At 48.2% G+C, this 13499-nt stretch carries 10 protein-coding genes; 5 read left to right on the top strand and 5 right to left on the bottom strand.

All coding sequences use genetic code 11. From position 1 onward, the window contains the following. The first annotated feature begins 518 nt into the window (after positions 1 to 518). Both VP504_RS04985 and VP504_RS04980 read left to right on the top strand, forming a co-directional pair. A complete protein-coding gene (locus tag VP504_RS04985) occupies positions 519 to 1283 on the top strand; it encodes a helix-turn-helix domain-containing protein (RefSeq protein ID WP_325893229.1) in 765 nt (254 codons plus the stop codon). Between the two features lie 120 nt (positions 1284 to 1403). After that, on the top strand, positions 1404 to 3491 hold the full coding sequence (locus VP504_RS04980) for a VIT and vWA domain-containing protein (RefSeq protein ID WP_325893985.1): 2088 nt from the start codon (positions 1404 to 1406) through the stop codon (positions 3489 to 3491). A 64-nt stretch (positions 3492 to 3555) separates the two neighbouring features. On the opposite strand, the gene VP504_RS04975 is transcribed toward VP504_RS04980, so the two are convergent. From VP504_RS04975 to VP504_RS04965, 3 genes are all read right to left on the bottom strand, one after another. Further along, positions 3556 to 4296, bottom strand: coding sequence for an SDR family NAD(P)-dependent oxidoreductase (locus VP504_RS04975; RefSeq protein ID WP_325893228.1), 741 nt, complete (start codon positions 4294 to 4296; stop codon positions 3556 to 3558). 469 nt (positions 4297 to 4765) lie between these two features. Continuing rightward, a complete protein-coding gene (locus VP504_RS04970; protein ID WP_325893227.1) occupies positions 4766 to 5416 on the bottom strand; it encodes a response regulator transcription factor in 651 nt (216 codons plus the stop codon). Positions 5417 to 5453: 37 nt separating this feature from the next. Beyond that, complete coding sequence (locus VP504_RS04965; protein WP_325893226.1) at positions 5454 to 6824, bottom strand: cache domain-containing protein; 1371 nt, start codon at positions 6822 to 6824, stop codon at positions 5454 to 5456. Between the two features lie 231 nt (positions 6825 to 7055). Here VP504_RS04965 and VP504_RS04960 point away from each other — a divergent pair, with 231 nt between their 5' ends. Genes VP504_RS04960 through VP504_RS04950 form a run of 3 tightly spaced genes read left to right on the top strand, consistent with a single transcriptional unit; the run spans position 7056 to position 10086 of the window. Next, complete coding sequence (locus VP504_RS04960) at positions 7056 to 8111, top strand: TRAP transporter substrate-binding protein (protein WP_325893225.1); 1056 nt, start codon at positions 7056 to 7058, stop codon at positions 8109 to 8111. A 60-nt stretch (positions 8112 to 8171) separates the two neighbouring features. Continuing rightward, positions 8172 to 8714: a TRAP transporter small permease subunit gene (locus tag VP504_RS04955; RefSeq protein WP_325893224.1), complete on the top strand. Its 543-nt coding sequence runs from the start codon at positions 8172 to 8174 to the stop codon at positions 8712 to 8714. Continuing rightward, entirely contained in the window at positions 8701 to 10086 is a 1386-nt protein-coding gene (locus VP504_RS04950; protein WP_325893223.1) for a TRAP transporter large permease, read from the top strand. Before VP504_RS04955 ends, VP504_RS04950 begins: the two co-directional genes overlap by 14 nt. A gap of 74 nt (positions 10087 to 10160) precedes the next feature. On the opposite strand, the gene VP504_RS04945 is transcribed toward VP504_RS04950, so the two are convergent. Together VP504_RS04945 and VP504_RS04940 are read right to left on the bottom strand one after the other, a co-directional pair. Beyond that, the gene (locus VP504_RS04945; protein ID WP_325893222.1) at positions 10161 to 12536 is read right to left on the bottom strand and encodes a Lon protease family protein; all 2376 of its coding nucleotides are present in this window, start codon (positions 12534 to 12536) and stop codon (positions 10161 to 10163) included. Positions 12537 to 12715: 179 nt separating this feature from the next. Continuing rightward, on the bottom strand, positions 12716 to 13483 hold the full coding sequence (locus tag VP504_RS04940; protein ID WP_325893221.1) for a 3-hydroxybutyrate dehydrogenase: 768 nt from the start codon (positions 13481 to 13483) through the stop codon (positions 12716 to 12718). Positions 13484 to 13499 lie beyond the last annotated feature (16 nt).

Raw genomic sequence — 13499 nt, 5'->3', positions numbered from 1 at the left:
ATTTGTCTGGAGGTCAGTTAGATAAGACTTTGTCCTTTATCCTGCCAGTTTACTGGCCTTCATGTAAAAGGAATGACCGAGGACATAATCAAAGACGTAATCTGGGCCAAGGGCACAGGCCCAATACCAGCAATGTAAGCAGCTAACGACCTATTAGACATATTTGATACTTTATCTTCCCAAACCTGGCAATGTGACACTTGAGAGTGAAAGCATCCGCTTCTCAAACCCCGTCTTCCCATCATCAGGAGAGCTGATATGGATATAAACGATGCACTGACCAATAATGGAACCCGGGGCAAACACTGTGCATTCAGTTATCCAACACAACATATCTTTTGTGCGCGCACGGAACTGAGTCTTTCTGCTTTGCAGATGACAGATGGAGGCTTTTGGGGAAGACTATAGTGCCACCAGTATCAATGGTGACGGGAGCATCCTTGCATGACAATGACTTGTTTGCCTTGGCATTTGCTTAGATTCCGCTTAACGTTAGGTGGTCAATCAAGGAGAGAGTCATGTCAGAGTGTGATCAGGTCATTCAAGCACTGAAAAAGCAGTTAAAATTACGCAATGTGAATTATCAGGATGTCGCGAAAGCACTCGATCTGAGTGAAGGCTCAGTGAAGCGGCTTTTTGCCAATGGCGGAAGCATGAGCCTCGAACGGTTGTCTGCTGTGTGCAAACTGATTGACCTGGAAATGACGGCGTTGTTTAAATTGGCCGAAGATGAAAGCCAAAACCTATCTTCATTGACTTGGGAACAAGAAGAACAATTAGTTGCTGACGGGGCGCTTTTGCTCGTGGCTGTGTGCATTACCAACGGCTATCGCTTTGAACAAATCCTCAGTCAATATAACCTCACTAAGCCGCAAATCATTCAAAAATTAGCACATCTTGATCGTATCAAGGTGATTGAGTTGATGCCTGAAAACCGCATTAAATTGAAGATATCTCCTTCTTTCTCATGGATTGCCGGTGGCCCTATTCAGCAGTTCTTTCAGCAGCAGGTCGTTAAAACGTTCTTCCGCACTCATTTCTCTAAAGACGACGAAAAACTTGTTATGTCTACTGGGCTTATGTCTCTGCCGACCAATTACAAATTCCAGCAACGCATCCAGCGCCTTGTTAAAGAGTTCTATGAATCGTGTAACAGTGACGGCGATTTAGCCATGCAAGAAAGACATGGTACGTCGATGGTTATCGCCCTCCGTCGATGGACGTTCCCGCTGTTTGATGAATTTGAAAACGAAGACGGTTCAAAGAAAAGTCTCGCCAGATAATACCCGCAGTAGCGCCATTAGCCACCTTGTCCGTCAGGCTTTATTGCTTTCGAGCCTTAATGCAACCTACTGAGCAACCGGAGAAAGAATCTCTGATGACAGAAGGTAAAGGAGGCAATGATGCTGAACCGACCGAAAATGACTTCGCAAATCGCCATCTGGGGCGTAGTTTTTATCGCCCTGTTTATCACCACGTTTTCGTCTAAAACGTTGGCAGCGGGTTTGCTCAAACCCGTCAACAGCCAATATAAAGATCTCCAAATTGAATCACACCATGTTGATGTCTCTATTCAGGACGGCTATGCCACGACATCGATTGAACAGACGTTCTATAACCCTAACGATATTGAGCTGGAAGCCCTGTACTCTTTTCCTGTGCCCCAGCAAGCCGTTGTGGGTGAGTTTATCTATTGGATTAACGGATCGCCGGTGATTGCGGAAGCAGTTTCCAAAGAAAAAGCCCGCAAGATCTACGATGAGCAAAAAGCGCAGGGCAATGCCACAGCACTGACAGAGAAAGACGAATACAGAACCTTTGATATGAGGGTGTATCCGGTGCAGCCTCTGCAGAGCGTAAAAGTGAAGCTGGTATATATGCAGGACGCATTGTTGGATCACGGTATCGGGCGCTATGTTTATCCGTTGGAAGAAGGGGGTGTGGATGAAGCCAAAAGCAGTTTTTGGACGCGCAATGACAAAGTGGAGCAGGACTTTTCGTTCAATGTGATACTGCGTTCATCATATCCTGTTGATGGTGTCCGGTTGCCAGCGCATCCGTCAGCGGTGATCACGCAAGAAGCGGATGGTGAACACACCACATGGAAGGCAAATATCAGCACTCACATTGCCAATGCGGTGCATGAAGGGGAGACACAGCAAGCGATAAATACTTCAATGCGACTGGATCAGGACATGGTTTTCTACTGGCGCTTGCAGGATGGTTTACCCGGCCGTGTTGATATGGTGGCCTACCGCGACCCAGAAAACTCGAAACGCGGCACTGTGAAGCTGACATTCACGCCAGGTGAAGACCTGACCCGCGTCACGCAAGGGCGTGATTGGGTGTTCGTTCTGGATAAGTCAGGTTCCATGGCCGGCAAATATTCCACACTGGTGGAAGGTGTCCGTCAGGGATTAGGGAAGTTGCCTTCTGAAGACAGGTTCCGCGTCGTGATGTTTGACAGCAATACCTATGATCTCACCGGCGGCTTTGTGGCGGCTAACCCTGCGAATGTGAGCAAAGCACTGCAGTCCGTTGAGCAGGTTGAACCAAGTAATGGCACCAATCTCTATGAAGGCATGTCGGCTGCAATCCGTAAACTGGATGACGATCGTCCGACCGGGATCGTATTGGTCACCGACGGGGTAGCCAATGTAGGTGTGACCGAAAAGCGCCGCTTCTTCGATTTGATGGAGAAGCACGATGTGCGACTGTTTACCTTCATCATGGGCAATAGTGCCAACACGCCGCTGCTGGTGCCGATGACCAAGTTGTCGAACGGCGTGGCAACGTCAGTATCTAACGCGGATGACATTATCGGCCACTTAATGAACATCACCAGTAAGTTAACGCATCAGGCGTACCGAAACATCCAACTCGATATTGATGGTGTGAAAATCAAAGACCTGACGCCGGAGCAAATCAGCAGTCTGTATCGCGGGGAACAACTGACCGTATTCGGTCATTACTTCAAAGGCGGGGAAGCTGATATCAAGCTCACTATGGATATTGCCGGTGATTCCCGCGAATACCGCACCAAAGTGATGTTGCCTGATTCTGCAACAGCGCATCCTGAGCTTGAGAGAATGTGGGCATTTTCAGCGATTCGCGACTTGCAGGAGCAAATGGATTACCTGGAGCAAAAAGACAGTGACAAAGAGCAGGCTATCGAAGACATTGCACTGGAATATGGTTTGCTGACTGATTACACCTCGCTGCTGGTCGTGGAAGAACAGGTCTTCCAACAACTGGGAATAGAACGTAAGAATCAGACGCGGGTCCTCAAAGAGCAAAGTGCTCGTGAGGTGAAAAAGAATAAACCCGTTGAACCAACCCGAGCGGATAACAATCAGCCCATGTTTACCCAGCCGGCACCGACCCATTCCGGCGGTGGCAGCAGTGGTGGTAGCATGAACATCTTAGTATTGCTGAGCATGATCCTGTTAGGTGCTGGCCGTTTGGTGATGGGAAGAAAAACGAGCGAATAAAAGCAGAGCTAATGAAACGAAAAGAGGCTGCATGATGCAGCCTCTCTGTTTTAGTCTTCAATACTTATGTCAGACTCAATCCACCATCGATGACCAGTGTGTGTCCGACGACATATTTTGCTTTATCTGAGCTGAGAAAAATAATGGCATCTGCAATTTCCTGCGGCTCTGCAAAGCGCTGACAAGGCACCTGACTTTCGACTGTCTGTTTGAGTGTGGCTCCCAATTCTTGCTGTTTTTGCTCCCAGCGGGGTGTCCAGGTCACGCCCGGGGCAACACCGTTTACACGAATCCCTTTTCGGATTGCTTCTACCGCTACAGATCGTGTAATCCCCTCCAGTCCATGCTTGGTGCCGGAATACATGGCAGCATTTGGGGTTGGGCGAATCCCGTTAACGGAGCTGACATTGATGATGCAAGCACCTTCCTGCATCAAGGGAAGTTCATAGCGGAGACACAGCGCAGGCACCCAGTAATCGCTTATCATAGTGCTGTAGAGTGCATCAATGGGAAGTTCAGAGAACTCCCCCCGCGATGCGATTATGGGTGCAGCGTTATTGATGGCAATGTCTATATGGCCATAGTTCTCTCGAATATAACCGAAGAAACGGTCAACCTGGTGAACATCTTTCAAATCTAAAGGCAGGTAATCGACCGCTGAAAGCTGAGGATACTTTGCCATTGCCTGATTCCACTTTTCTTCATTACGGGAACAGGTAATGACTTTATACCCGGCGTCATGAAAGGAAAGCACGGTTTGAAGTCCAATGCCGCTACTACCGCCGGTGACGAGAACTATTTTCATGCGCGCTCCATATCGGTAAAAAGAAATGCCTGACTAGCGGTGCGTGACGATACCGTCCACCATAATCGGCTGTGTGATGCGAACATGTTTCTTAGCTTCATGTTCCTCGTAGAACTGCTGTTCGCCAAGCATACTCAGAGTGTCAAAGAAATACCGTACGCTACCTCTTTGATTCTTCGTTGTTTTAAGCATAGCATCGGTGAAAGTATCTGGTGAGGTGTGGGTCAATTCTAGCGGGATTTTTCCTGTTTGTTGGCAACAGTAAACAGTGCAGTTAAAGCAGAACAGCAGGAGAGATCCTAAGCCTTGCATACCATCTTATTGTGTTGGGGCAATTCGGTGGTCGAGGCGTTATCTTTAGTTTAGAGATGAGAAAGAAAACCAACTAACAATCAGTATTTTATATGTAATTCTGAGCAAATATTTTACCTGTTTATGGCGGTGGGTTTTAAATGGAGTATCAGAATGGTTAATGTTCCATTTCCCCTTTGACCCAACCTTGTTCAATCGCATATTTAACTAAGCCTGCGGTCGAGGTCACGCCAAGCTTTTTCTTTACGCGAAGGCGATGGGTTTCCACGGTTCGTACGCTGATGTTTAGTTCGCGAGCGATGGTTTTGTTACAAGCGCCGTTGGCGATAAGGATAAGCACATCTTTTTCGCGAGGGGTAGGGACGTTGTCTTCGTGTTCCCTGTTTACCATTTGGCTCATGCTTTCCATGAGCGTTTCAGAAACGCCTGCACTGAAGTAAGAGCCACCACCTGCGATGATATCTAGAGCCTGCACCAATTCTTGAGATGAGACGTCTTTCAGCACATAGCCTTTGGCTCCTCCTCGAAAAGCAGAAACAATGTACTCTTTGTTATTGTGCATGCTGAGGATAACAACTTTGATCATCGGGGCTTTTTCACGAAGTTCACTCAGCACTTCCAAGCCAGTTTTCTTTGGCATAGAAATGTCAGTGAGCAGAATGTCAGGTCGTAAAGCCAGTGATTGCTCGATGGCTGATTCACCGTCACTTGCAGCACCAATGATGGTGAATTGAGGCTGCTTGGATAAGCGCTCCATTAATCCATCCTGTAGCAAGACATGATCGTCTGCAAGTAATAGCGTGGTCATGTGATTCTCCTATTTGTCACTGGTTAGTGTTTCGCTTTTAAACTGCAATAGGCACAATTGCCCGCACTTCCGTTCCCTGGTCTTGCAAGCTACTGATAGAGAAGGTGCCATCGAGGTTCTCGATACGCTCCCGCATGTTTTTTAAGCCCATCGACTGGCTGGTATTAGACACTCTATGCTCTTCAAAACCAATGCCGTCATCTGCAACTGTGAGCACGATTTCTCCTTCTTCCTCCTGCAAAATTATGTCGACTGCTTTCGCTTTCGCGTGTTTCTCGGCGTTATGAAGTGCCTCTTGTGCGACTCGGAATAGGGTGATCTCAGCAGATTTCGATACTTTTCTCATATCCAGATGATGTTCAAAAAGCACTTTTATTCCAGAACGTTGGGACACTTCTTTGGCAAGATCTTCCAATGCGATCAAAAGCCCCAGATCATCCAGCAAGGCGGGGCGTAAGTCTTTCGAAATGCGACGAAGTTCGCGAACTGCTTCGCTTAGGGTAGATTGACCCTTCACGATATTCAGTTCGCGCTCAGCGTCAGATTTAGCTTCTTTGATGTTGTCGAGACGGTACTTGACAGACACCAGAATTTGGTTGATACCATCATGAAGTTCCCGTGCTACACGAGTTCGTTCTTCTTCCTGTGACTCGATCAGTTGTCGGTTTAAAGCCTGCAGTTTTTGGTCAGCCAATTCTCTGGCGTTGATGTGAATGCTGGTAGCGAGGCTTGCCATGATCCCGATTGTGATGACGAGCGCTATACCCAACCCGATAAAGGTCTTACTGATGGTTTCGTCAATCTTGCTGTGGACGGATTCGACCTGAATCTCGATGTCATCGATGTAAACACCGGTCCCAACCATCCACCCCCATTTGTCGAGGCCAATGGCGTAACTGAGTTTTTTTACCTGCTCTTTGCGGGAAGGCTTGTGCCAGTAATAGTCAACAAACCCTCCACCGAGTTTAGCTGTGTTGATGAGCGCTTGTAACAGTTTAAAACCGCGGCTGTCTTCGACTTCCCATATGTTTTGACCCACAAACTCGGGTTGATAAGGCAGGACTAAATTGGTGCCGTCGTAGGTGTAGGCAAAAAAATAGCCATCTTCGCCGTAGGTGAGGCTATTCAAAATATCGATGACTTGCTGTTTCGCTTTTTCATCGTTTTCGCCAGCGGCATCATAAACCGGAGAAATTGATGCCCGTGCGAGTTCTACGTACTTCAGCAATTCTTGTTTCTTGGACGAGAGAGTTTCTGATCGGATGAGATTGGCCTGATTCTTAGACAGTGTGTCTGACTGAATCACCACTAAGCCAATAATCAGCCCAAACATCAAGAGCAAAGGAAGCATTGTGAGCATCAGTAATTTTATCCTGAGTGGCATCACTATGCCTGATAACTTCGTCATTTCACTCCGCCAGCTTCGTTGAGCATCACTTGATTACGTACAACTACGTACAGACCCTACGCAATGCTATGGACGCTAAGTCCGTTTTCTACCTGATATTTTTTTCGAGGTTGCAGGGATAGTCTGGATGTTAACAACTTTTTAACGGTCTCAGTGTGCTCTAAACCTCAACCCTATATGCAGCATCCGCATACATTCCAAAAAGTGAAGCTGCGCACCAAGGAGTGGACAATGAAAAAAGTAATGTCAACATCTATGAAAGCGGCCGCTTTAGCAACGCTTTGTTTTTCAGGCTCAGCCCTGGCTGACAAAGTATTGCTAAAAACGCCTATCGCATTTGGTACTCACCTGCCCGCGCTCGGCACACCTATAAAGTGGGTTTCTGAGCGTGTTCAACCCATCTCTGGCAATACCATCAAGATGAAAGTGTACGAGCCAGGAAAACTGGTCGCTCCCATGGAAATTCTTGATGCAGTATCAAGCGGGAAAGTGAATTCTGGTTATGCAACAGCAGGTTATTGGCAAGGGAAAATGCCGGCAGCTGCGCTGTTTTCAGCCGTACCATTCGGACCCGAGGCGCCGGAATACATGGCTTGGATGTTCTATGGAAATGGCCTGAAACTCTACCAAGGCATGTATGACGAAGCGGGCTATAACGTCAAGGTGCTGCCATGTGCGATTATCTCGCCAGAAACCTCCGGTTGGTTCAAAAAACCTATAGAAAAGCCAGAAGACCTGAAAGGTTTGACGATGCGCTTCTTTGGCTTGGGCGGTCAGGTAATGGAAAAGCTGGGGGTGGGTACCGTTCAGCTACCAGGTGGAGAAATCTTCGGTGCTCTTGAGAAAGGTGCGATTGATGCCAGTGAATTCTCACAGCCAGCAATTGATCAGCGTTTGGGCTTCCACAAGATTGTGAAATACAACTACTTCCCTGGCTGGCACCAACAGGCAACCATGTTCGAACTTTTGATCAACAAAGATACTTGGAACGACATGGAAGAAGATCAACAAGCGGCGCTTGAAACACTTTGTCTGGCTTCAATGACAAACTCCATTGCGGAAGGAGAAGCCATGCAGTTTGAGGCGATGCAAAAAGCGCAGGAACAAGGTGTTGAACTTCGTTACTGGAACAATGAAATGTTGAATCTGTTTGAATCTACCTGGCTGGAAGTGGTGGAAGAGCAGAAGAAAGATGCTTACTTTGACAAAGTTTGGGAGGACATGTCTGACTTCCGTCACAACTACCAGACTTGGGTGTCGAAAGGGTTCCTACCACGCAGCAACTAGTGTGGTTTCGGGCAGCAGGACGCTGCCCGTTTTTTCTTTTCATGGGTTTAGGAGCAAGTTATGACCCAGCCTTCTGACTCACTTCCTGCTTCACCAATTGCAGACAGCATTGAGCATGTCGTCCGGATTGTCGGACGCACACTGGCTTGGAGCTATCTCATTTTGGTTTTGGTTATCATCACGCAGGTAGTGCTTCGTAAAGTGTTCAACAATGGCCAAATCGCACTGGAAGAGTTGCAGTGGCACCTCTACGCCATCGGTGTTTTGTTTGGTTTATCGTATGCCGAGATTACCGGAACCCATGTCCGGGTGGATATTTTCTATCACCGCTTTTCTCAGAAAACGAAATCCTGGATAGAAATTATCACAGTGTTGTTTTTCGTCTGGCCTTTCATGTACGTCATTTTTATCCACTCCCTTGACTTCGTCTACGAAGCCTGGCGGGTGGATGAGCGTTCAAATGCGCCATCAGGACTGCCATGGCGATGGGTGATTAAATCTGCCATTCCATTCAGTGCTGCATTGCTGGCCTTCGCCAGCCTCTCAAGATTGCTCCGTGCGGTGGCGTATCTGAGAAAAGGAGGGTCGCATGGAAGCGAATGAGATTCTTATCCTAGCGATGTTCGGCATCTTTATTTTGCTGCTGTTTATCGGCATTCCTGTTGCTTGGGTATTGGGTGGAATAGGTGTGACTTTTGCCTTTATCGGCTATTACAGCGATATCTACCTCGATACCTGGACCGGGTTGGATTTCACCACCTTGGGGCTAGTAGTCAACCGCCTCTATAAAATCATGGACAACTGGATATTGGTGGCTTTGCCGATGTTCATATTCATGGGAAATATGCTCGATAAATCTGGTGTTGCGGACCGCTTGATGCACGCGATGCAGGCACTATTTGGTCGAGTACATGGTGGTTTGGCAATTACCGTGATGGCGATTGGTATTATCCTCGCCGCATCGACGGGGATCATCGGCGCATCGGTAGTGTTGCTGGCAACCATGTCATTGCCTGCCATGATGAAGCAGGGCTATAACCTTCCATTAGCACTGGGTACAGTCGCCTCGGCAGGCACACTGGGGATCTTGCTGCCGCCTTCCATCATGCTGGTGATCATGGCGGATCAGCTGGGTCTTTCCGTGGGTGATCTCTTTATGGGAGCGATGTTCCCCGGTTTGATGCTAGGCGCAATCTATATTGTGTACTTGCTGATCGTGGGGGTGGTTAAGTCAGATTCCCTGCCGTTACCGCAAGATGCCAAAGGGGTGGATTGGGCAGTCATCAAAGATGTAGCCAAAGCCATTGTACCTACTTTCATGCTGATCATTGTAGTTTTAGGCTCCATCTTCGCGGGGATAGCCACGCCGACGGAAGCCTCAGGTGTGGGGGCCTTCGGTGCGATTTTACTGGCAGCCTTTTACAAGCGGTTTTCGATGGCCGTGTTAAAAGAAGTGCTTCTCGACAGCTATAAAACCACCGCTTATATCTTTGCCATTTTCATTGGTGCCACCTGTTTTGCTTTGGTACTGAGAGAACTTGGCGGTGATGAGTTTATCGAAAGTGCTTTTGAGGCTTTGCCATTTGGTCCTTATGGTATCGTTGCATTTATTCTGCTGGTTATTTTCCTGCTGGGTTTCTTCCTCGATTGGATTGAAATTACCCTGATTGTGCTACCGCTACTGGCGCCCGTGGTGTTGGGATTGGATTTGAGCATTGGTGACTATCCAGGATTGGATAACCCTGAGTTGGTATGGTTTGTGATGTTAGTGGCTATGGCTTTGCAAACCAGCTTCTTAACACCACCCGTTGGGTTCGCTTTGTTCTACCTGAAAGGGGTATGCCCACCGGAAGTGAAATTAATGGATATTTACAAGGGTGTTATCCCGTTCATTATCCTTCAATTGCTGGCACTGGTGATGTTAGTGTTTTGGCCAAATCTCGTACTCTGGCTGCCTTCGATTGCTTACGGTTAATTGAAGACAAGTGCACGAAGATCAGCATAGAAAAAGCCGACTGAAAAGTCGGCTTTCTGTTTCTATATAAAACACTAAGCTTTTGAAGCATTCTTCCTCAACACATCCAGCTTTTCTGATGCCTTGTGCAACAAAGTATCTGTCTTGAACTTTCCTTTGCTGTCGGGTTTTCCTGCTGGGATGCCTGTGAACAGTTCGATGGCTTCGCTGACATGGTCAATCGCATAGATGTGGAATTTACCTTTCTCTACGGCATGGATGATATCTTTACGCAGCATCAGGTTATGCACGTTGGAGCGGGGAATAATCACACCTTGAGTCGACTTTGGACCCTTGATAGTGCAAACATCGAAGAAGCCTTCGATTTTCTCGTTAACGCCACCAATCGGTTGCGCCTGACCAAACTGGTTCATCGAGCCTGTGATAGACAGATCCTGACGCAGTGGTACGCCGGAAATTGCGGAAAGAATGGCACAGAATTCCGCCATGGATGCGCTGTCGCCATCTACGCCACCGTAAGATTGCTCAAACGTGATGCGGGTAGTCAGCGGGATTTTTGCTTGTTTACCTAACAGGGATGACAAGTAGGCAGTCAAGATCATCACACCTTTGGAGTGAATGCTGCCGCCTAGCTCGACGCTGCGCTCGATATCCAGCACGGCGCCATCACCAAACGAGGTCGTTGCAGTGATTCGGTTTGGAGCGCCAAAGCTAAAATCGTTGGTTGCCAATACAGACAAAGCGTTGACCTGACCAACGGCTTTGCCTTTGGTGTCAATCAGGGTTGTGCCTGTGGTGAAACCTTCCATGACGTGATCACGCAAGCGGCTGACGCGCATGTCGCGGCTCGCCAATGCCTTTTCGACGTGAGATGCTCGGATGATGTTGGCATTGCTGACTCTGGCCTGATAGTTCGATTCGCGCAGTAGGTTCGCAATATCGGCTGAGTGCAGGGAAAGCTTATCCTGATCGCCGGACTGACGACTGCTGTGCTCAATGATTCGGCCAATGGCACCGGGATCACAATGCAACAGGTTGTTGTCGTGACAAATGCTGGAGATGAACATGGCATATTTCATTTCGCTGTCATCATTGCGTGGCATGTCATCTTCGAAATCGGCGGTTACCCTGAATAGCTCACTGAACTCTGCATCATAGTGTTGCAGCAGTTTGTAGGTGTGATAGTCACCAAATAGGATGATTTTCACATCCAGTGGAATTGGCTCTGGTTCCAGAGAGATAGTGCCGCTCAGGGTCACTTCACGTTCCAGAGAACTGAGTGAGGCTTTACGTGAACTCAGGGCGCGTTTCAGACCGTCCCAAACGTAAGGGCGTTCTAGCACTTTTACCGCATCAATCAGCAGGACACCGCCGTTTGCTCGATGGATGCTACCCGGGCGGATCAAAGAGAAATCGGTGAAAACGGTGCCTTTGTATGTTGCGTTTTCTACGTATCCGAAAATGTTGTGGTACGTCGGGCTATCTTCCACGATCACCGGTGGCACTTCTTCTTCCTGCGCGACCAGCACATTGACTTGATAGCGACGCGGCAATTTCTTATCCAGCGCTGCATAGGCGAGGGCGGCTTGCTCTTCGCTTTCCTGCAGGAAGATATCGAGATTTTCCAGCACATCGCCCTGCATTTCTTTCAGGTATTTCTTCACCTGAGGCAGGTCAGAATAGGACTCGATCAACTTAACCACATGATGGGAAATCGCTTCGTTAGCAATTTCTTCATCCAGCTTTTGCTGTTTCTCTGCGTAAGTCTCTTCCCACTCGGTGAGTTTGCGTACCAGACCGCGGAGTTGGATTTCCAGATCTCGAATAGCCTGATCGAAATGCTCCTGTTCTTTCTGAGAAAGAGCATCGAAGGTCTCTTCGGTATGCGGTTCTTCACCGTTCAAGGCAACGAACTGATAGTCACCGGAGGTGGTGATAGACAGGCTGACACTTTGCAGTTTTGCTTCCTGACTGAGTTCTCCCAAGGCACCTTCCTGCATTTCTGTCAGGCGGTTTTTAAGTGCATCAGCGCGGGAGTAATACATCTCGTTGTCAAACGCGAGCTGCAGGGACTTGCCCAAGCGACCCATCATTTTCTCGATGTCTTTTTTCAGCTTGAGGCCTCGACCGGCTGGCATTTGCAGTACTTTGGGAATGCGCGAGTCCTGGAAGTTGGCGACATAACACCAGTCGTAAACTGGATGGGTATATTGCCAATGACGGCTGAGATAGCGCATCACCATAGTTCGCTTGCCGAGACCATTCTGCCCGACAGCATAGATGTTGTAGCCTTTTTCCTTAATGGACATTGCAAACTCAACGGCCTGACGGGCGCGATCCTGACCCACTATCTCTTCAAGTGGCTCAAGATGCTTTGTGGATGAAACATCGAGTTTGTTTAGCTGTGAAGTGCGATAGAGCATGTCACTGGACAATGGCTGATGTGGCATAGCGCTCTCCTTTCACTGTGTTTCTCATAAAACTTAGTGTAGCGCTGTTAACTTACTGATTTTGAGCTAAAGAATCGCGGACGTGTTGGCATTGTGGGCTGGCGCACTATATTCACTGGATTATGGTGGACAAGTGCGCAAAAAGTAGTCGATGTGGTTCAGCTTTTGGGAGCAGGGAATCAGTGTGCTGTCCAACCGCCGTCAATCGTAATGGCCTGTGCTGTGATGTTCTTCGCAGCAGGTGAGCAGAGGAAAAGAGCGGTTTCGGCTAGTTCACTGAGCTCAATGAAGGCTTTTTTCGGCATCGGTTTGAGCATGATGGTATTGATCACCTCTTGTTCTGTAATGCCGTGATTTTTTGCCTGTGCCGTGATTTGGTTTTCGACAAGTGGCGTCTTTACGTAGGAAGGGCAAAGCGTGTTGATGGTGACATCATGCTCTGCACTTTCCAGCGCGATAGTCTTGGAAAAGCCCAACAGGCCATGTTTAGCAGACACGTAGGCGGACTTATACGGAGAGGCGACAAGGCTGTGAATTGAGCCAACATTGATGATTCGCCCAAAGTTGTGTTCATACATCGAAGGGAGAAATGCTTTGGTTAGCATGGCTGGGCCGCACAGTAAAATATCGATGATAAGACGCCATTTGTCCTCGGGAAATTGCTCCAGCGCGGAGACAAATTGGATGCCTGCATTGTTAACGAGAACATCGACGGGGGCATCAACATGAGAAGGAGCTGAGGCCAGCTGCTCGGAGTTGGTGACATCGAGTTCAACGCCCTGAACATCCACATCATACTGGCTTTTCAGTTTGCTAACGGCATTATCCAGTGCTTTCTTGTTGATATCAGAAAGGGTGACTTTATGACCTGCCTGCGCGAAACCCTGCGCTACACCAAAGCCAATGCCACTCGCGCCACCAGTTATAAATACATGTTTTGCCGTCATTTCTGTTCTCCCTAAC

The organism is Grimontia sp. NTOU-MAR1, from assembly GCF_035758505.1.
GTDB classification, from domain to species: Bacteria; Pseudomonadota; Gammaproteobacteria; order Enterobacterales; family Vibrionaceae; genus Enterovibrio; species Enterovibrio marinus.
This window is presented reverse-complemented; position numbering and strand designations above follow the sequence as displayed.